The following is an 18,641-nucleotide window of genomic DNA, read 5'->3' on the forward strand; positions in this document are numbered from 1 at the left end:
TTGTCTCTGCTCAGATCAGGTAGTCTTTGGTGACACCTTTACGGCGCAAGATGCGGCGCAGGTGTTCCAGCCCCTCGATCTGGATCTGGCGTACCCGTTCGCGTGTCAGGCTCAGGGTGGCGGCCAGCTCTTCCAGTGTGCAGACTTCCTGCCCGTTCAAACCGTAGCGGCGCTCGATCACCATGCGCTGCTTGTCGGTAAGCTGGCCCAGCCAGTCATGCACAAAGTGTTCTATTTGTGCGTTATGCAGCTGGATATCCGGCTCTTCGTGCTGCTCGTCCGGGATGGATTCGCCGATGGACAGCATCGGGTCGATATCCAGTGGCGCATCCAGCGATGCCATGCGTTCGTTCAGGTTCAGCACCTTGCGAACTTCGTCTACCGGTTTGCCGGTGAGGTGGGCGATGTCTTCCAGAGTCGGCTCGCGGCCCATCTGGCTTTCCAGATGGCGTGCAGCGCGCAGGTAGACATTCAGCTCCTTGATGACGTGTACCGGCAGGCGGATGGTGCGCGACTGGTTCATGATCGCGCGTTCAATGCTTTGGCGTATCCACCAGGTGGCGTAGGTGGAAAAACGGAAGCCGCGTTCCGGGTCGAACTTTTCCAGCGCGTGCATCAGGCCGATATTGCCTTCTTCAATCAGGTCCAGCAGCGCCAGGCCGCGGTTGATGTAGTGTTTGGCAATGTTTACTACCAGGCGCAGGTTGTGCTCGATCATTTTCTGTCGCGCACTGAAGTCACCCTGTACCACACGCCTGGCCAGCTCTACTTCCTGGGCCGGCGTGAGCAGGGCATTGCTGCCGATGTCGTTCAGATAGATCTGAGTGACATCGGCAATATCTTCGAAGCCTTTACTGGCAGTCGCTTCTTCTGCGTCTTCCGCTTCGGCACGGGGTTCGTCTTCGGCCTCTACTTCTTCGTCCAGTACTTCTTCCAGCAGATCAAGATCGTCGCTCATGATAGTTTCCCCGCTTGCGCTCCTGATCAGGACTGGGTCCGGTCAGGGTCTGGTTTCCAGAAATTTGCTCGGGTCGACGGGTTTGCCTAGCTGACGGATTTCAAAGTGCAGTTTTACCTGGTCAGCATCGGTATTCCCCATTTCGGCAATCTTCTGTCCTTTCTTGACAGACTGGCCCTCTTTCACGAGTAACTGGCTGTTGTGGGCGTAGGCGGACAGGAAGGTTTTGTCGTGGCGCAGGATGATGAGCTTCCCGTAACCGCGCAAACCGCTACCGCTATACACCACTTTGCCATCGGCGGCGGCATTCACCGGCTGTCCTGCCTTGCCGGTAATGTCGATGCCTTTGTTCTGGTCCGAAAAACCGCGGACCACGTTACCCTGGGTAGGCCAGGCCCATACCACACCGGTAGAGGCAGCTTTGGGGCTGCTGGCTTCGGCAGGGGTAACTGCCGGAGCGACGGGTGTTGCCGCTTCTACTTTGCTTGCCGGTTTGTCCGGCGTGTTTTTGGCGGGTGGTACGTTTACGGCAGGTTTACCGCTTCCTTCGCTCTGGGCCGGGAGGCTCTTGATGGCCTCCTCCGAGTACGGCAGCTTCAGGGCTTTCGGATAAGCCTTGCTTGCTGCCTGAGCGTCGGCACCATTAGCTGGTGCTTTCGCTTCAACCGGCACTTGGCCTGCTGCCGGTTTGGTTTCTGCCGGCTTCACTACACTGGTAGTGCTGCTGGCTGCCGGGGCGGTTACCGCTGCACCAGTACGCGGTGCATCGGGCGGGGTTAGCCGAAGAACCTGGCCAACCTTGATGGTGTAACCGTCCAAATTGTTCCATTCAGCCAGATCCTGGTAGCGCAGCCCGTTATTCACAGCAACGCGGTACAGGGTTTCACCGGCTTGAACAGTATGAGTTGTCTGGCCCGCTACTGCTCTGGCTTGCGGGGTGGTACCCAGTGCAATGGCTTGTGTACTGGCCTTGCTGGTCGTGGCCGGCGTGCTGGCTGCCGGTTTGGCGGGTGCATCGCTACGCGGTTTCTGCGTAGTGGGCGTACCTTTCACGATTTCTGCAGCGTTTTCCTGGTGCAGTTGTGCGCAGCCTGTCATTAGCGAGGCTACTGCTATGCTGCTGCCGATTAGTGCCAGTTTCTTTAACAAGATGTTTTGCATTGAGTATCGATTTTATATGTCAGCTATCTGCCTGCTGTAAATTGTCAGACAAGAATCTATAGGGGTAGGTGTTGCTTTTTTGTTTACTGCTTACCTGGCAGCAGGGGTACAAACTTGGCTGGTTCCAGCTGGGTCTGGCGCATGCCCTCGGCGGTTTTTTCGTATAGCCACAGGTGTTGCTCCTGATCGCCCACCGGTAACACCAGGCGGCCGTTATCGGCCAGCTGTGCCAGCAATGCCGGGGGTACCTGGCGTGCAGCGGCAGTAATGATGATGCCGTCAAACGGCGCCACATCCGGCAGCCCCAGGTGGCCATCGCCATGCACCAGTCGGGCATGTACCAGTTTGGCCTGGCGCAGGTTCTGTCTGGCTTTGTCCAGAATGCCGCCCAGTCGTTCAATCGAAAACACCTCGGCCCCGGTTTTCAGCAGTACGGCGGTCTGGTAACCGCAGCCGGTGCCGATTTCCAGAATACGGCCTGGCTTGGCGCGGCCTTCCAGCAGCTTTTCCGTCATGCGCGCTACGGTGAGCGGTTGCGAGATGGTTTGTCCCTGGCCGATGGGCAGCGATACATCGTCGTAGGCGCGGGTGGCCAGCGCCTGGTCGATGAACAGGTGGCGGGGTACCTCGTACATGGCGGCCAGCACGCGTTCCTCGCTAATGCCGTTCTGGCGCAGCCTCTCCACCATCCGCATGCGGGTACGGTCGGAGAACATGCCGAAATTGCTGCCTGCAACTAGGGATTGAGCCATGTTTGTATTTCATCCAGTTGATCGCGTGCGGTCAGGTCTATCATCAGCGGCGTAATGGACACGCGCTGCTGGCGGATGGCGTGAAAATCGGTGCCGTTGCCGGCGTCTTGTTCCGGGCCTACCGGCCCCACCCAGAACACAGCTTCGCCGCGCGGGTTCTGCGCGCGGATCACCGGTTCGGCGTGGTGGCGGCGGCCCAGGCGGGTAACTTCGGTGCCGGCTAGCTGTGCTGCCGGTATGTCCGGCACGTTGACGTTCAGCAGCACGGGTCGGCTGAATGGCTGTGCCTGGAAGCGGCGTACCAGGTCGGTAGCGACTTGGCCTGCGGTGTCGAAGTGGCGGTTTTTACCGGCCAGCGATACGGCGATGGCGGGTATGCCCAGCAGAAACGCTTCCGTAGCCGCTGCGACGGTACCCGAATACAGGGTGTCATCCCCCATATTGGGGCCGTGGTTGATGCCGGATACGACGATGTCCGGGCGGAAATCCAGAAAGCCGGTGACAGCAACGTGCACGCAGTCGGTGGGCGTGCCGTTGACATAGTAAAAGCCGCTGGCAGCCTGCCTGACCGATAACGGACGGTCTAGCGTCAGCGAGTTGCTGGCGCCGCTGCGGTCGCGCTCGGGTGCCACGACGACTACCTCGCCCAGGGTGGACAGGTGTGCGGCCAACGTTGCCAAGCCGGGTGCAAAATAACCGTCGTCGTTACTAATCAGAATTTTCATCGTAGCTTTCCATCAAGACCTAATGATTGTATCCGCGTATCGGCATGGCGCAAACCGCCGTGCCCGTTGCATAAACAAAAACAGCCCGCATCGGGCGGGCTGTGTGGTTTTGCACAGGCTTACTGGTAGTAGCGCTGGCTGAAGTCCAGCATGCGTTCTATCGGCAGGCGCGCTGCGTCCATTTCCGCCTCGGAGAGGTAGTCGATGCGGGTGCCTTCGCCTTGCTGGGCGCGCTTTACCGCGTCGATGGTGTTCATCTTCATGTACGGACAGGAGTTGCACTGGCAGCCGGCGTAAATCGGTGCCTGGCGGATGTCCAGGTCCGGGCGCGCCAGGCGCATGTTGTACAGGATGCCGTCTTCGGTGGCGACAAAGATCACTTCGCTGCTGCTGCCCTGGAAGGCTTTCACCCAGTTGAGCATGCCGGAGGTGGAACCAACGTACTGGGCGCGTTTGAGCACCGGCAGCGGGCTTTCCGGGTGGGCAATCAGGTGGGCTTTGCCATGGGTGGCGGTGAGGGCTTCGTTCAGCGCGGCTTCGTTGAATTTGTCGTGCACTTCGCACACGGCAGACCACAGCGGCATGTCGTAGCCGTACTGGTAGTTCAGGTAGGCGCCCATATTGCGGTCTGGCGAGAAGATGACTTTCTTACCTTCTTCATACAGATGCGCAATGATGTCGTCCACGTTGCGGCTGGTAACGATCCAGTCGGACAGCGCCTTGTGCGCGGCAGACGAGTTGATGTACGACACGTGCACGTGGTCCGGGTGGCTTTCGCGCCACTGTTGCAGTGCGGCAACGTCGGTTTGTGTCACCAGCGAGCAGGTGGAGCCGGCATCCGGCAGAATCACTTCGGCCTGCGGGTTCAGGATTTTGGCGGTTTCGGCCATGAAGCGGACACCGGCAAACACGATGATGTCAGCCTTGGATTCCCGGGCAAACAGCGACAGCTCCAGGCTATCGCCGACCTTGTCGGCCATCTGCTGGATTTCTGGCTGGGTATAGTAGTGTGCAAGGGTAACGACGCGTTTGCTCATGATGACGGTTCTCCCGTGAGGGACTGGCCTTTTCCGGATCTGGGTAATCGTTTGATGCGGCACAACATAGCTGCACCGCGAAACCGCGAAGATTAGCAATATTGTGCAAGCCGCGCTACTGGCTTGATACGCTTGATGCAACTGTCAATACTACGCGTGTACCAGGCAGCACGCGGGAATACCGCTATGGCAAGGCCTTGCCTGCTGCGGCAAGATGCCGTCAAACCATCAGGATGGATAAACCATGAAACCGCATTACCTCACACCTTTGTTTTCACCACGCAATGTGGCCGTGGTGGGTGCCAGCGATACGCCAGGCTCGGTGGGGCAGGCGATTTTTGCCAATCTGCTGGCCGGCAATTTCCAGGGCAAGCTTTACCCCGTGAACCTGCACCACCGTGTGGTGGGCGGCATACCGGCGTATACCTCGGTCAAGCTGATCGAAGGCCCGGTGGATATGGTGGTAGTGACCACCGCGCTGCGCAGCTTGCCTGGCATCGTGAAAGACTGCGGCAAGAAGGGCGTGAAAGGCATCTTGCTGGCCAAGGATTTTGGCGATAGCGAAGCGCAAGAACGCGAGGCGCTGAACGAGGCGGTATCGATAGCCAAGCACTACGGCATCCGCATCCTGGGGCCGAATGTGCTGGGCCTGATGCGGCCGGTGGCCGGCTTCAATGCCAGCAACTACACCAGTAAGGTGAAGGCCGGTAACCTGGCGCTGGTGTCGCAGTCCTCGGCGCTGTGTACCGCCATGCTGGACTGGGCGGATAGCAAGGGCATCGGTTTTTCCAGCGTGGTATCGGTAGGCGAGGCGCTGGATGTGGAGTTTGGCGAGATTCTGGACTACCTGGTGTCTGACAACTTTACCCAGGGTATTTTGCTGCACGTACACCACGTGCACGACGCCCGCCGCTTCATGAGTGCCCTGCGTGCGGCCGCGCGAACCAAACCGGTGGTGGTGGTGAAGTCCGGCCGCTACGAAGACGACGTTACCGGCCTGATGCACTCGTCCAACCTGGTGGAAAGCGGCGACGTGTTCGACGCCGCGCTATCGCGAGCCGGTGTGCTGCGCGTGGCCACCATTGCCCAGCTGTTTACCGCAGCCAAGGTGCTGGCGGCCAACTACAGGGTGGCCGGCAAGCGCCTGGCCATCGTCACCAACGGTATCGGCCCCGGCGTGCTGGCCGCAGACAGTGCCTATATGTACGGCGTGGAGCTGGCCAAGCTGGCGCCGGCCACGCTGGAGCTGCTGGATGAGTCGCTGCCGGTTAACTGGTCGCACGGCAACCCGGTGGACATCATTGGCGATGCCAGCCCGGTGCGCTTCCGTACCGCCGTCAAAGCCTGTCTGGACGACCCGAACGTGGACGGCGTGCTGGTGATTTTTACCCCGCAAGCGGGCACCGACCACCTGACTACGGCCCAGCTGATGGTGGGGCTGCAGCGCGAGAGCAGCAAACCGATGTTCCTGTCGTGGCTGGGCGACGCCAAGGTATCGGAAAGCCGCGAGCTGTTTTCCAAGGCCAAGTGCGCGCATTTTCGCGCGCCCGAGTTCGCCATCGAGGTATTCCGCAACCTGGCGTCCTACCACCATAACCAGAAAATGTTGCTGCAAACCCCCGCACCGCTGGAAGGCGAGCAGGTGGTGCCCGACGTGCTGAAAGCCCGTGCCGTCATTACTACTGCCTTGCTGGAGGGGCGCTCGGTGTTGTCCGAGCGTGAAAGCAAAGAGGTGCTGGCCGCGTTCAATATTCCGGTAAACCGCACGACGCTCGCCAAGGATGTAGAGGAGGCCATAGGGTTGGCCGCAGAGATCGGCTACCCCGTGGTGCTGAAGATCGATTCGCCGGACATCATCTACAAGTCTGACGTGGGCGGTGTAGAGCTGAACATCAGTAACGAGCACTCCTTGCGCGAGGCCTTTGCCGGCATCATGACCCGCACGCGTGAGGCGCAGCCGGATGCGCGCATCGAAGGTGTGTCGGTACAAGCCATGCGCAAACGCCGCCACGCGCGCGAGCTGATGGTAGGGGTAACGCACGATGCGTCGTTTGGCCCGGTGATTACCTTCGGTGCTGGCGGCATTGCGGTAGAGATCATGCAGGACAGGGCACTGAGCCTGCCGCCGGTGAACCACTATCTGGTCGAGCGCATGATAGACAAAACCCGCATCGGCAAGATTCTGGGGCCGTTCAAGAACATGCCGGGCGTGGATATCGATACGCTCAAGAGCGTGTTGCTGCACGTGTCCGAGCTGGTGTGCGAGCTGCCCGAAGTGCGCGAGATGGATATCAACCCGCTGGTGGCCGACGAATCCGGCGTCATTGCCCTGGACGCCCGCATCATCGTGCAGACAGTCAAGCGCACCAAGCCGTATGGCCACATGGCCATCATGCCTTACCCCATGCACATGGTGCACTGCTCGATGCTGAAGGACGGTACCCCGGTTAATATCCGCCCGGTACGCCCCGAAGACGCTTACATGACGCAGGAATTTGTGCGTAACCTGTCGGAAGAAAGCCGCTATAACCGTTACATGTCCAGTATCAAGCAGCTATCGCAAACCATGCTGGTACGCTTTACCCAGCTGGATTACGACCGAGAAATGGCGCTGGCCATGACGCACGAAACTGCCGAAGGCGAGGAGCAGCTGGCGGTAGCCCGCTACGTGACCGACCCGGATAACGAAAGCTGCGAGTTCGCACTGGAGGTGGCAGACCACTGGCAGGGCAAAGGTATTGGCGTCATCCTGATGAATGCGCTGTTTGATGCAGCACGTGAACAGGGCCTGAAAGTGATGGTGGGCGAGGTGCTGGCGGGCAACAAAGGCATGCTTAAACTCATGTCCCGCCTAGGCTTTGTGGTGCAGGTCCACCCGGAGGACCGGGCCCTGACTATCGTCACCAAAGACCTGCTGCAAGCGCTTCCTGTGCAAAACAGCCAATAAGCACTTGCAGCGTAAGGGAAAAATGCCATAGAATCGGGGGCTTTTCTACGATTCCGTATATTTAAGGACAATCGACAATGGTAGTAATTCGTCTCGCACGTGGCGGCTCCAAGAACCGTCCGTTCTACAACATCGTTGTTACCGACTCCCGCAACCGTCGCGATGGCCGCTTCATCGAGCGTCTGGGTTTCTACAATGCTGTCGCTAACGACAAGCAAGAGCGCGTTCGTCTGGCCATGGACCGCGTTAACTACTGGATCGGCGTTGGCGCGCAAGTGACCGACTCCGTAGCCAAGCTGCTGAAAGACCAGCCGAAGGCTGCCTGATCAGTTTTGATCAGTCTACAGTACGGAAGCAAGGCGCATGCGTGACGCTGATCTAGTTGTAATGGGGTTTGTCCGCGGCGCCTTTGGCGTTCGTGGCTGGGTGAAAGTCCAGGCGGATACCCAATACGCCGACAGTCTTTTCGACTACCCGCAATGGTGGTTGAAAAAAGACGGCGAATGGAAACCCTATACCTTTACGGATGGCTCCGCCCAGCCTAAGGGTCTGGTTGTCAAATTTGATGGCGTTGACGACCGGGAAATCGCCGCAGGGATGCGTGGCATGCAAATTGCCATCGCCCGCGATCAGCTGCCGGCAGCGGCAGATGATGAGTATTACTGGATTGATTTGATCGGCCTTGACGTGGTGAACAAGGAAGACATCGTGCTGGGCAAAGTTGCCGAGCTGATGGAAACCGGCGCCAATGACGTCCTGGTTGTCCGTGGTGATACGGATGAGCGGCTGATACCTTTTGTGTCCGATTACATTGTCGATGTAGATCTGGCCGCAAAACGGATTACCGTGGACTGGGGTCTGGATTATTAATGCAGCTTGATGCGATTACGCTGTTTCCCGAGATGTTTGACGCAATTACCCGCTTTGGCGTAAGCCGGCGGGCAATTGAACAATCGATCTGGCAGTTTTCAGCGTGGAATCCACGCGACTTCACCAGTGACAACCATCGCACCGTAGACGACCGCACTTATGGTGGCGGCCCCGGCATGGTGATGTTGGTTGAACCGCTGGAAAAAGCGATTGCAGCAGCGCGCGCACGACAGGCCGCTGCCGGTGTTGATAAATCACACGTGGTTTATCTGTCGCCGCAGGGTGCCCCCCTGACGCACGAAAAAGTCAGCAAACTGGCTAGTATGCCTGGCCTGATTTTGCTGTGCGGCCGTTATGAAGGGGTGGACGAGCGCCTGATCGATCGTGAAGTCGATGAAGAAATTTCGGTAGGTGATTATGTGTTGTCCGGTGGCGAGCTGCCGGCGATGGTCCTGATGGACGCCATCGTGCGTCTGTTGCCTGGGGTGTTAAACGACGCCCAGTCTGCCTACGAAGATTCGTTTGTGGATGGCTTGCTGGACTGCCCGCATTACACCCGCCCTGAAGAATATCGTGGTGTGCGCGTACCGGATGTCCTGATGTCCGGCAACCATGCCATGATCGCCAAGTGGCGTTTGAAGCAGTCGCTGGGCCGCACTTTCGAGCGTCGCCCGGATTTGCTGAAAAACCGCACTTTATCCAAACAGGAATCTCGGCTGCTGGCAGAGTACCAGCAGGAACAAGATCTCCTCAAAAACAAGGAGCAGTAACATGGATCTGATCCAGAAACTGGAACAGGAAGAAATCGCCCGTCTGGGTAAAACCATCCCTGAATTTGCACCGGGCGATACCGTTATCGTTCAGGTAAAAGTAAAAGAGGGTAACCGCGAGCGTCTGCAGGCTTACGAAGGCGTTGTTATCGCCATTCGTAACCGCGGTCTGAACAGCTCCTTCATCGTGCGCAAGATCTCTTCCGGCGAAGGCGTTGAGCGTACTTTCCAGACTTTCTCCCCGCTGGTAGCTTCCATCGAAGTGAAGCGTCGCGGTGCTGTGCGTCGTGCCAAGCTGTACTACCTGCGTGGTCGTACCGGCAAATCCGCACGTATCAAGGAAAAGCTGGTTCGCAAGTAAGCCCATCGGGTTTAACTTGTCGTACCCTGAAAGCGTCAGCCTCGGCTGGCGCTTTTTTCATTGGCAACCAGGTTGGCCGCATCTATGCAACAGGCAGCAAAATCGCTTTACCTCGACGCCTTTCTCGACACACTCTGGCTGGCCGACAACCTGTCGGCCAATACCCTGGCGGCGTACCGCCGCGACCTGTTGCGGCTGGAGGCCGCCTTGCAGCCATTTGGCCATACCCTGGACACAGCAGACACGCCGGCGCTGGAGCAGGTGATGCTGGGCCTGATCGATACCGACAAGCCGGCTACCCGCGCGCGGCGCCTGTCGGCTGCGCGGCGCTTTTATCATTACCTGTGCCAGCAGAAGCTGCGCGAAGACGACCCGTCGGCCCGCCTGCAAGCGCCCAGGCTGGGTCTGCGCCTGCCGGGTACGCTGTCGGAAGCGCATGTGGACGGCTTGTTGGCCGCACCCGATACCGATACGCCACTGGGGCTGCGCGACCGTGCCCTGATCGAAACCCTGTACGCCACCGGCCTGCGTGTCAGCGAGCTGGTAGGCCTGACGCTGGGCCAGCTGTATCTGGGCGAAGGCTATGTGCGCATTGTGGGCAAAGGCAATAAGGAACGCCTGGTGCCGCTGGGGCAGGTAGCAGAGCACTGGCTGCGCCGTTATCTGGCAGAAAGCCGGCCGCTCATCCTGGGGGCAGCGCGTAGCGAAGACGTATTCGTCAGCAACCGCAAACAGGCCATGACCCGGCAAATGGCCTGGCACCTGATCACCCGCTACGGCAAGCAAGCCGGTGCGCCGCCGCTCAGCCCACACACGCTGCGCCATGCCTTTGCCACCCATCTGGTCAACCACGGCGCCGACCTGCGCGTGGTACAGCTGCTGCTGGGGCACGCCAGCCTGTCTACCACGCAGATCTACACACACGTGGCCCGCGAGCGCCTGAAGGCGCTGCACGCGGCGCACCACCCGCGCGGCTAAGGTTGGCCGCAAAAAAAGCCCCGGTGGTTAACCGGGGCTGTCGGAGGCCATGGCGCTTATGCCGTGGCTTCTGCCGGGCTTTCGGCAAATACCAGTTCCACTTTGTCGTCCTGGTCCAGATTCACCGTCACCTCGCCACCGCCGGCCAGGCGGCCAAACAGCAGCTCGTCGGCCAGCGCCTTGCGGATGGTGTCCTGAATCAGGCGCGCCATCGGGCGGGCGCCCATCAGCGGGTCGAAGCCCTTCTTCGCCAGGAACTTGCGCAGGCTGTCGCTGAAGTGGATTTCCACTTTCTTGTCCGATAGCTGCTGTTCCAGCTGCATCAGGAACTTGTCCACCACCTGCAGAATGATCTCCTCGTTCAGCATGCCGAACGGGATGATGGCATCCAGACGGTTGCGGAACTCGGGGCTGAACAGGCGCTTGATATCGCCCATTTCGTCCCCGGCCTGCTTGCTGTTGGTAAAGCCGATGCTGGATTTGGACAGCGACTCGGCACCCGCATTGGTGGTCATGATGATCACCACATTGCGGAAGTCTGCCTTGCGGCCGTTGTTATCGGTCAGCGTACCGTGGTCCATCACCTGCAGCAGCACATTGAAGATGTCCGGGTGCGCTTTTTCGATTTCGTCCAGTAGCAGTACCGCGTAAGGGTGCTTGGTGACCTGTTCGGTCAGCAGGCCGCCCTGTTCGAAGCCGACATAGCCCGGTGGCGCGCCAATCAGGCGGCTGACCGCGTGGCGTTCCATGTACTCGGACATATCAAAGCGCAGCAGCTCCACGCCCAGGAAATAGGCCAGTTGCTTGGCCACCTCGGTTTTGCCCACGCCGGTGGGGCCGGAGAACAGGAAAGAACCGATCGGCTTTTGCGGGTTGCCCAGCCCGGAACGCGACATCTTGATGGCTGCGGCCAACGCTTCGATGGCCTTGTCTTGGCCAAACACCACGTTTTTCAGGTCGCGATCCAGGTTTTTCAGCACGTTGCGGTCGTCGCTGCTGATGGTCTTGGCTGGAATACGGGCGATCTTGGCGATGATCTCTTCGATCTCGCCTTTGTTGATCACTTTCTTCTGCTTGGACTTGGGCAGGATCTTTTGCGCCGCACCGGCCTCGTCGATCACGTCGATGGCTTTATCCGGCAGGTGGCGGTCATTGATGTAACGCGCCGACAGCTCTGCCGCCGTCGATAGCGCAGCCAGGGTGTATTTCACGCCATGGTGGGCCTCGAAGCGGCTTTTCAGCCCTTTCAGGATTTCGATGGTCTGCTCTACCGATGGCTCTGGTACATCGATTTTCTGGAAGCGGCGCGACAGGGCGCTATCTTTTTCGAAAATGCCACGGTATTCGCTATAGGTGGTGGCACCAATGCAGCGCAGGCTGCCATTGGACAGGGCGGGTTTCAGCAGGTTGGACGCGTCCAGCGTGCCGCCCGAAGCTGCTCCGGCACCGATCAGCGTGTGGATCTCGTCGATAAACAACACGGCGTGGCTGTCTTCGGCCAGCTGCTTGATCACCTGCTTCAGGCGCTGCTCGAAATCGCCACGGTATTTGGTGCCCGCCAGCAGGGCACCCATATCCAGCGAATACACCGTGGCTTTGGCCAGCACATCCGGCACATCACCGGCCACGATACGGCGGGCCAGGCCTTCGGCAATGGCGGTCTTACCCACACCGGCTTCACCTACCAGCAGCGGGTTGTTCTTGCGGCGGCGGCACAAGATCTGGATCACGCGCTCGACCTCGTGCTCGCGGCCGATCAGTGGGTCGATCTTGCCATCGCGCGCCTGCTGGTTCAGGTTCTGCGTGTAGCTTTCCAGCGCGCCGCCTGCTGCGTTGCCGCTATCTTCCCCTTCACCCTCGCCAGAGGCATCGTGGTGTGGCTCCGGGCTGGCGGCCGGTTTGGCGTTCTGTTTGGTGATGCCGTGCGAGATGAAGTTCACCACATCCAGGCGCGAAATACCTTGCTGATGCAGGTAGTACACGGCGTGCGAGTCTTTCTCGCCAAAGATGGCCACCAGAATATTGGCGCCGGTAACTTCTTTTTTACCGGACGACTGTACGTGCAGGATGGCGCGCTGGATCACGCGCTGGAACCCCAGCGTGGGCTGGGTTTCCACCTCGGCTTCGCCAGGCACGGTGGGGGTGTGTTCGTCGATAAAGTCCCCCAGCTGCTTTTTCAGCTGGTCGATGTTGGCGCCGCAGGCGCGGAGGACTTCGGCGGCAGACGGGTTGTCAGTCATCGCCAGGAGCAGGTGCTCCACGCTGATGAATTCGTGCCGTTTGCGGCGTGCATCCATAAAGGCCATGTGCAGGCTGACTTCCAGTTCTTGGGCAATCATCAGTTTTCCTCCATGACACACTGCAGTGGATGCTGGTGCGTTTGTGCGTGCTGCGAAACTTGTTCTACCTTGGTGGCAGCGATGTCTTTGGTATAAATGCCACAAAGACCCTTACCTTCATTGTGGACCTGCAGCATCACGATTGTGGCTTTTTCCGCATTCATGTGAAAAAAATGCTGCAGTACCTCAACAACAAAATCCATCGGGGTGAAATCGTCGTTCAATAACAATACTTTATACATCGGTGGGGGTTTTACCTCGGCCTTTCGGGCCACGGTAGAGACATCATCCTTGTGCTGCGTAGACATGGGAACCTTCTGCGAATTCGCGCTTATTTCAATTTTGGTTCGTATGGCAGCTTTTTCAAGCCCCTTAACTTTTACCGGCTTGTCTTGACGTTGTCACACGCTAGGCGTAGAAATACAGACGGTGCTTGGCTTTGCATCGCTGGCTGTGTGTAAACCGTTACCTGCTGCAGCGTGTGTAAGCTTGGACTGTCAGGGCTCACCACCCTGTTTACTTTATGCATGCTAAGGATAGTTACACATGGCAACTGGTATTGTTAAGTGGTTCAACGACGCTAAAGGCTTCGGCTTCATCACTCCGGACGAAGGCGGTGATGACCTGTTCGCGCACTTCTCCGCGATCAATATGCAAGGTTTCAAATCGCTGACCGAAGGCCAGCGTGTAAGCTTTGACGTCGTTCAAGGCCCGAAAGGCAAGCAAGCCTCCAACATCCAGAAAGCCTAAGCCTGCGCTAGCTGACGGATGTAGCGGGAACGCTGCTGACAAAAACCGCATCAAGCCGATGCGGTTTTTTTGCGTCTGCTGTCAGGCAGGCTGGGCCAGAGCCGGTGTGGCACCGGTGTGCAGCAGCTGGCGATAGAGTGCCAGAAAGGTCAGGCTGCCGATGGCGGCGAGTATCAGCCAGGGCAAGGCTGGCATGGCCAGGCTGCGCGAGATATCCAGCAGCCAGCCGCCGCCCAGGTAGCCCGTGGCCCCACCCAGTGCCAGCCCCAGGCGGCTGGTGCCGCTGTAGCTGGCGCGTGCTTCGCTTTGCGCGTAGCTGGCCAGTAGCGCCTCGCGTGCCGGCTCGGTGATCAGGCTGCCGGTATAGAACAGCGCGAGTAGCGGCATGGCTAGCCAAAGGTTCTGCGCTAGTGCCATCAGCAGCAGGCTGAGCGTCATCACCGCGATACCCAGCAACATGCGTTGTGCCAGGCTGAAGTGGCGTTCGCCCAGCTTGGCCAGCGGGTAGAGCAGGGTGAGCGACAGCGTGGTTTCCATGGCGTACAGCCAGCCTACCACTTGCGGTGTACCGGCCATCTGTTTGAGCACGATGGGTACCAGCAGCATGATCTGCACGCCCAGCACGTAGTAGCCGCTGAGGGTCAGCACCAGCCGCATATAACGCTTGTCTGCCAGCACAATGCGTACCGAGGCTAATGGCGATGCCTTGCCGCTGGCCACGCGGTACGCGGGTAGCAGCCACAGGTTGGCCGCAGCCGCCAGCACGAACACCGCACAGCCGCCCATGCCTACCCACCAGAAGTCGAAATGCAGCAGCCAGGAGCCCAGCATGGCGCCGCTTACCGCCGCAGCGCTCTCCCACATCATCAGTAGCGTATAAAAGTGGTTACGCTCGTGCTGGCGGGTCAGTTTGATGATCAGGGCCGCACGGGGCGGGTCGAACAGCATGCCGCCCAGGCCGGACAGAATGCAGGAGAACACCAGAGTGGCCGGTGTCTCTGCCATGGCCATGGCGGCAAAGCCGGCCGCGCGCAGCAGCATGCCGCCCACAATCAGCGGTTTGGCACCGTAGCGGTCGGCCAGCGAACCGCCCAGCAAGCCCAGCCCCTGTTGCATTAGCTGGCGGATGGCCAGCGCCAGCCCGACGGCGGCGGCAGCCCAGCCCAGCTGGTCGACAAAGTGGATGCTGATCAGCGGAAACACGCTGAAAAAGCCGAATACCACCAAGACGTTGTCGAGCATGATGAAACGCCTGCCCAGGCGCCGCGCCTGTTCTGCCGAAGCCATGATTTGCCCCTGTGTGAAGTGGTCTTCATTGTCATGTGGCATCAGCTATCATAGAAGCCGTTAACTGCTAATATTTTATATGGCTTTTTATTATGGCTATTTCGCTGGATGACCTGGCTTTGCTGATCGATATCGTGGACTGCGGCAGCTTTAGCCAGGCGGCAGCACGGCGCGGCTGGTCGCAGCCGCAGGTGAGCCAGCGCGTGGCAGTGCTGGAAACCAATGTGGGGGCGCAGCTGTTCCGCCGCCACCGCCGCGGTGCGGTGCCCACACCGGCGTGCGAGGCTTATCTGCCGGCGGCGCGGCAGGCGCTAGCGATTCTGGACGATGGCCGCCGCGCGGTGCAGGGCGTACCGGCGCTGCCGCGCCTGACGCTGGCCTGCCTGCCATCGCTGGCATCGGTGGTGTTTGGCCCGGTGCTGGTGGCGCTGGCCGAGGCGCCATTCGAGATCCGCTGCAGTACCGACCACTCGCCGGCCATCATGGAGCGGCTGCTTACCGACGGGGTGCAGGTGGGCTTCGTGCTGAAGTGCCCGCCAATGGCCGGTATCCAGATGGAGCGCATCTGGTGCTCGCCCATCGTACCGGTGGTGCACAAGCGCCACCCGCTGGCGCAAGCTGGCGAGCTGACGCTGGCCGAGGTGGCCAACGCGCGGCTGGCGCCGCAGTACTGGGGGGATGCCTGCGATACCCTGTTGGCCATGCTGCGTCAGCACCGCACCGCCAGTGGCCCTTTGCACGCCATCCAGCCGGCCAGCGCTGCGCGCGAGCTGGCCATGGAACATGGTTTTCTGACCTTCATGCCCGAGGTGGCGGTGAAGCGCGACCTGCGCGAAGGCCGGCTGGTGAAGCTGGCCATCCGCGACCTGCCATTATGGCAGTGGGAGGTGATGATGGCGTGGCGCGCCGGCAAGCGCCGCGACGCACCCAAGCAGCAGGTGCTGGACACGGTACGGGCGATGGCACCGGACTGGGCCTGATGCGGCCAACGTTGGCCGCAGGCAGTCGCGCATACCGGCCATACTGTGCCTGATCTGCCCGCTGGCTATCAATGAAAAACCCCCTGCTTGCATGGCAAGCAGGGGGTTTGGTCCACGCACCAAGGCTAGCCCTGGTGCGGTGTATAACGACAGGCTTATACGCGGGCGTTGGCCAGAATCTGGTTCAGCGTGGCGCTTGGGCACATCACGGCGCGGGTTTTTTCTGCGTCCGGCAGGTAGTAGCCACCAATATCGGCGGGTTTGCCCTGTACGGCTTTCAGCTCGTCGATGATCTGCTGTTCCTGCGCGGCAAAGGCGGCGGCGACCGGGGCAAAGTGGGCCTGCAGCTCGGCGTCGTCGCTTTGTGCGGCCAACGCTTGCGCCCAGTACATGGCCAGGTAGAACTGGCTACCACGGTTGTCCAGCTCACCGGTGCGGCGCGACGGCGACTTGTCGTTGTCCAGCAGCTTGCCGGTGGCTTGGTCCAGGGTTTTGGCCAGGATTTTGGCCTTGGTGTTACCGGTCTTGATGCCCAGCTCTTCCAGGCTCACGGCCAGCGCCAGGAACTCGCCCAGGCTATCCCAGCGCAGGTGGTTTTCTTCCAGCAGCTGTTGTACGTGTTTCGGGGCCGAACCGCCGGCACCGGTTTCGTACATGCCACCACCGGCCATCAGCGGCACGATGGACAGCATCTTGGCGCTGGTGCCCAGTTCCATGATAGGGAACAGGTCGGTCAGGTAGTCGCGCAGGATGTTGCCGGTCACCGAGATGGTATCCAGGCCACGGGCAACACGCTCCAGGGTAAAGCGCATGGCGCGGACCTGGGACATGATGTGGATTTCCAGACCGCTGGTGTCGTAATCCTTCAGGTATTTTTGTACCTTCTTGATCAGTTCGTTTTCGTGTGGGCGGTACGGGTCCAGCCAGAATACTGCCGGCATGCCGGAGTTACGGGCGCGGGTCACGGCCAGTTTTACCCAGTCGCGGATCGGCGCGTCTTTTACCTGGCACATGCGCCAGATATCGCCTTGCTCCACGTTTTGCGACAGCAGTACTTCGCCGGTAGCCAGGTCAACGATGTTGGCCACGCCATCGTGCGCGATTTCGAAGGTCTTGTCGTGCGAGCCGTACTCTTCCGCTTTCTGTGCCATCAGGCCCACGTTTGGTACGGTACCCATGGTGCGCGGGTCGAAGTTGCCGTGCCATTTGCAGAAGTTGATCATCTCCTGGTAAATGCGGGCAAAGGTGGATTCCGGCATCACGGCCTTGCAGTCGGCCGGCTTGCCGTCGGCCCCCCACATTTTGCCGCCGTTACGGATCATGGCGGGCATGGAGGCATCCACGATCACGTCGTTTGGCGAGTGGAAGTTGGTAATGCCTTTGGCGGAGTCCACCATGGCCAGACGCGGGCGGTGTTCCTGGCAGGCGTGCAGGTCGCGCACGATTTCTTCGCGCTTGGAGGCTGGCAGCGTGGCGATTTTTTCGTACAGCGTGGCCATGCCGTTGTTCACGTTCACGCCCAGCTCTTCAAACAGCTTGCCGTGTTTTTCGAACGCGTCTTTGTAGTAGATCTTTACGCAGTGGCCGAACACGATGGGGTGGGACACCTTCATCATGGTGGCTTTTACGTGCAGCGAGAACAGGATGCCGGCTTCGCGGCAGTCTTCCATTTCGCGCTCGTAGAATTCGCACAGCGCTTTTTTGCTCATGAACATGGAGTCGATGATCTCGCCGTCCAGCAGGGATACCTTCGGCTTGAGCACGATGGTTTCGCCGCTGTGGGTCACCAGCTCCATTTTCACGTCACGGGCGCGGTCCAGGGTGATGGACTTTTCGCCGTGGTAGAAGTCACCGTGGTGCATGTGGGAAACGTGGGTCTGCGACGCCTGTTTCCATTCGCCCATGCTGTGCGGGTGCTTCTTGGCGTAGTTTTTCACTGCCAGCGGGGCGCGGCGGTCGGAGTTGCCTTCGCGCAACACCGGGTTCACGGCGGAGCCCAGGCACTTGGCGTAGCGGGCCTTGATAGCCTTTTCTTCGTCGGTAACCGGGTTTTCCGGGTAGTCGGGGATGGCGTAGCCCTTGGCTTGCAATTCTTTGATGCAAGCGATCAGCTGCGATACCGAGGCGCTGATGTTTGGCAGCTTGATGATGTTGGTGTCCGGGTCCTGGGTCAGTTTGCCCAGCTCGGCCAGGGTGTCGGGTGCTTTCTGCTCGTCGGTCAGGTTTGCCGGGAACTCGGCCAGAACGCGGGCGGCTACCGAAATGTCGGCAGTTTCCACGTTGATGCCGGCTGCGCCGGTAAAGGTACGTACGACCGGCAGGAAGGCGCTGGTAGCCAGCGCTGGAGCTTCGTCGGTCAGGGTGTAGATGATGGTCGGCTGTTCCGAAGGCATTACTCTATCTCCATGATTATTTTTTGACGCCAGAACGATTGCGCGGGGCAGCTTTGGCACGGGGCAGCATCCCGCCTGTGCAAGTGAAAGGTATGGGAAAGCCGCTTTATACCGGCGATTTGTCAGGGGAAGACAGGCGCCAGGCGGTATGCAGGCTTTCGGGTGACTTTTCAAAAGTGAATTATACCTCTCATTGCTGGCTCTGATTGTAGCGTATCCGAACTTTGCTGCGGGTTTGAATGTAAACGCTTGTTCGAATCTGAATGACGTTGGCCGCATGGTGCAGGTCCGGCAGGACGTTCCTGCCGTCATGCGGCACCAGCGCCTTTGGCG

General features: G+C 59.7%; 17 protein-coding genes. 8 read left to right on the forward strand and 9 right to left on the reverse strand.

Annotated elements, in window-relative coordinates; genetic code table 11:
- Positions 1–10 precede the first annotated feature (10 nt).
- The 5 genes from rpoS to nadA form a co-directional block, all read right to left on the reverse strand.
- Positions 11–958: an RNA polymerase sigma factor RpoS gene (gene rpoS, locus PQU95_RS07070; protein WP_272751329.1), complete on the reverse strand. Its 948-nt coding sequence runs from the start codon at positions 956–958 to the stop codon at positions 11–13.
- 42 nt (positions 959–1,000) lie between these two features.
- Positions 1,001–2,107, reverse strand: coding sequence for a peptidoglycan DD-metalloendopeptidase family protein (locus tag PQU95_RS07075; RefSeq protein ID WP_272751330.1), 1,107 nt, complete (start codon positions 2,105–2,107; stop codon positions 1,001–1,003).
- Between the two features lie 95 nt (positions 2,108–2,202).
- Positions 2,203–2,871, reverse strand: a complete 669-nt coding sequence (locus PQU95_RS07080) for a protein-L-isoaspartate(D-aspartate) O-methyltransferase (RefSeq protein ID WP_272751331.1) — start codon at positions 2,869–2,871, stop codon at positions 2,203–2,205.
- On the reverse strand, positions 2,856–3,596 hold the full coding sequence (surE, locus tag PQU95_RS07085; protein WP_272751333.1) for a 5'/3'-nucleotidase SurE: 741 nt from the start codon (positions 3,594–3,596) through the stop codon (positions 2,856–2,858). Before surE ends, PQU95_RS07080 begins: the two co-directional genes overlap by 16 nt.
- Before the next feature lie 119 nt (positions 3,597–3,715).
- Entirely contained in the window at positions 3,716–4,633 is a 918-nt protein-coding gene (nadA, locus tag PQU95_RS07090) for a quinolinate synthase NadA (RefSeq protein WP_147686018.1), read from the reverse strand.
- A gap of 244 nt (positions 4,634–4,877) precedes the next feature.
- Between nadA and PQU95_RS07095 the strand changes: the two genes are divergently transcribed.
- The 6 genes from PQU95_RS07095 (at position 4,878) to xerD (ending at position 10,559) form a co-directional block, all read left to right on the forward strand.
- Positions 4,878–7,580 carry a bifunctional acetate--CoA ligase family protein/GNAT family N-acetyltransferase gene (locus PQU95_RS07095; RefSeq protein WP_272751335.1) on the forward strand — a complete coding sequence of 901 codons (2,703 nt, stop codon included), beginning with the start codon at positions 4,878–4,880 and terminating at the stop codon, positions 7,578–7,580.
- A gap of 77 nt (positions 7,581–7,657) precedes the next feature.
- On the forward strand, positions 7,658–7,906 hold the full coding sequence (rpsP, locus tag PQU95_RS07100) for a 30S ribosomal protein S16 (protein ID WP_017509892.1): 249 nt from the start codon (positions 7,658–7,660) through the stop codon (positions 7,904–7,906).
- Between the two features lie 37 nt (positions 7,907–7,943).
- On the forward strand, positions 7,944–8,450 hold the full coding sequence (gene rimM, locus PQU95_RS07105) for a ribosome maturation factor RimM (RefSeq protein ID WP_026108130.1): 507 nt from the start codon (positions 7,944–7,946) through the stop codon (positions 8,448–8,450).
- The gene (gene trmD, locus PQU95_RS07110) at positions 8,450–9,220 is read left to right on the forward strand and encodes a tRNA (guanosine(37)-N1)-methyltransferase TrmD (protein ID WP_272751336.1); all 771 of its coding nucleotides are present in this window, start codon (positions 8,450–8,452) and stop codon (positions 9,218–9,220) included. The genes rimM and trmD overlap by 1 nt, the downstream gene beginning before the upstream one ends.
- A gap of 1 nt (position 9,221) precedes the next feature.
- Complete coding sequence (rplS, locus tag PQU95_RS07115) at positions 9,222–9,581, forward strand: 50S ribosomal protein L19 (RefSeq protein ID WP_017509889.1); 360 nt, start codon at positions 9,222–9,224, stop codon at positions 9,579–9,581.
- An 84-nt stretch (positions 9,582–9,665) separates the two neighbouring features.
- On the forward strand, positions 9,666–10,559 hold the full coding sequence (gene xerD / locus PQU95_RS07120; protein ID WP_272751337.1) for a site-specific tyrosine recombinase XerD: 894 nt from the start codon (positions 9,666–9,668) through the stop codon (positions 10,557–10,559).
- A gap of 56 nt (positions 10,560–10,615) precedes the next feature.
- Here xerD and clpA read toward each other — a convergent pair whose 3' ends face one another.
- Complete coding sequence (gene clpA, locus PQU95_RS07125; RefSeq protein WP_272751338.1) at positions 10,616–12,898, reverse strand: ATP-dependent Clp protease ATP-binding subunit ClpA; 2,283 nt, start codon at positions 12,896–12,898, stop codon at positions 10,616–10,618.
- Positions 12,898–13,206: an ATP-dependent Clp protease adapter ClpS gene (gene clpS, locus PQU95_RS07130; protein ID WP_272751339.1), complete on the reverse strand. Its 309-nt coding sequence runs from the start codon at positions 13,204–13,206 to the stop codon at positions 12,898–12,900. The genes clpA and clpS overlap by 1 nt, the downstream gene beginning before the upstream one ends.
- A 238-nt stretch (positions 13,207–13,444) precedes the next feature.
- Here clpS and PQU95_RS07135 point away from each other — a divergent pair, with 238 nt between their 5' ends.
- Positions 13,445–13,648 (forward strand): cold-shock protein, encoded by a 204-nt coding sequence (locus PQU95_RS07135; RefSeq protein ID WP_017509885.1) that lies wholly within the window; start codon positions 13,445–13,447, stop codon positions 13,646–13,648.
- Positions 13,649–13,729: 81 nt separating this feature from the next.
- On the opposite strand, the gene mdtH is transcribed toward PQU95_RS07135, so the two are convergent.
- Positions 13,730–14,977 carry a multidrug efflux MFS transporter MdtH gene (gene mdtH, locus PQU95_RS07140; protein WP_308446608.1) on the reverse strand — a complete coding sequence of 416 codons (1,248 nt, stop codon included), beginning with the start codon at positions 14,975–14,977 and terminating at the stop codon, positions 13,730–13,732.
- A gap of 50 nt (positions 14,978–15,027) precedes the next feature.
- On the opposite strand from mdtH, the gene PQU95_RS07145 reads away from it, so the two are divergent.
- Positions 15,028–15,915: a LysR family transcriptional regulator gene (locus tag PQU95_RS07145; RefSeq protein ID WP_272751342.1), complete on the forward strand. Its 888-nt coding sequence runs from the start codon at positions 15,028–15,030 to the stop codon at positions 15,913–15,915.
- 155 nt (positions 15,916–16,070) lie between these two features.
- Here the strand turns inward: PQU95_RS07145 and PQU95_RS07150 are convergent, their stop codons facing one another.
- Positions 16,071–18,308 carry an NADP-dependent isocitrate dehydrogenase gene (locus PQU95_RS07150; protein ID WP_272751343.1) on the reverse strand — a complete coding sequence of 746 codons (2,238 nt, stop codon included), beginning with the start codon at positions 18,306–18,308 and terminating at the stop codon, positions 16,071–16,073.
- Positions 18,309–18,641: the final 333 nt, after the last annotated feature.

Source organism: Vogesella aquatica (genome assembly GCF_028548455.1).
Lineage (GTDB): Bacteria > Pseudomonadota > Gammaproteobacteria > Burkholderiales > Chromobacteriaceae > Vogesella > Vogesella aquatica.

What these genes read in the sequence shown, in the direction of transcription:
- trmD (WP_272751336.1), top strand. Translation starts at nt 8,450, where the DNA reads ATGCAGCTTGATGCGATTACGCTGTTTCCCGAGATGTTTGACGCAATT.
- rpsP (WP_017509892.1), top strand. Translation starts at nt 7,658, where the DNA reads ATGGTAGTAATTCGTCTCGCACGTGGCGGCTCCAAGAACCGTCCGTTC.
- PQU95_RS07145 (WP_272751342.1), top strand. Translation starts at nt 15,028, where the DNA reads ATGGCTATTTCGCTGGATGACCTGGCTTTGCTGATCGATATCGTGGAC.
- xerD (WP_272751337.1), top strand. Translation starts at nt 9,666, where the DNA reads ATGCAACAGGCAGCAAAATCGCTTTACCTCGACGCCTTTCTCGACACA.
- PQU95_RS07150 (WP_272751343.1), bottom strand. Translation starts at nt 18,308, where the DNA reads ATGCCTTCGGAACAGCCGACCATCATCTACACCCTGACCGACGAAGCT.
- rplS (WP_017509889.1), top strand. Translation starts at nt 9,222, where the DNA reads ATGGATCTGATCCAGAAACTGGAACAGGAAGAAATCGCCCGTCTGGGT.
- clpS (WP_272751339.1), bottom strand. Translation starts at nt 13,206, where the DNA reads ATGTCTACGCAGCACAAGGATGATGTCTCTACCGTGGCCCGAAAGGCC.
- nadA (WP_147686018.1), bottom strand. Translation starts at nt 4,633, where the DNA reads ATGAGCAAACGCGTCGTTACCCTTGCACACTACTATACCCAGCCAGAA.
- PQU95_RS07095 (WP_272751335.1), top strand. Translation starts at nt 4,878, where the DNA reads ATGAAACCGCATTACCTCACACCTTTGTTTTCACCACGCAATGTGGCC.
- PQU95_RS07080 (WP_272751331.1), bottom strand. Translation starts at nt 2,871, where the DNA reads ATGGCTCAATCCCTAGTTGCAGGCAGCAATTTCGGCATGTTCTCCGAC.
- rimM (WP_026108130.1), top strand. Translation starts at nt 7,944, where the DNA reads ATGCGTGACGCTGATCTAGTTGTAATGGGGTTTGTCCGCGGCGCCTTT.
- rpoS (WP_272751329.1), bottom strand. Translation starts at nt 958, where the DNA reads ATGAGCGACGATCTTGATCTGCTGGAAGAAGTACTGGACGAAGAAGTA.
- mdtH (WP_308446608.1), bottom strand. Translation starts at nt 14,977, where the DNA reads ATGCCACATGACAATGAAGACCACTTCACACAGGGGCAAATCATGGCT.
- surE (WP_272751333.1), bottom strand. Translation starts at nt 3,596, where the DNA reads ATGAAAATTCTGATTAGTAACGACGACGGTTATTTTGCACCCGGCTTG.
- PQU95_RS07135 (WP_017509885.1), top strand. Translation starts at nt 13,445, where the DNA reads ATGGCAACTGGTATTGTTAAGTGGTTCAACGACGCTAAAGGCTTCGGC.
- clpA (WP_272751338.1), bottom strand. Translation starts at nt 12,898, where the DNA reads ATGATTGCCCAAGAACTGGAAGTCAGCCTGCACATGGCCTTTATGGAT.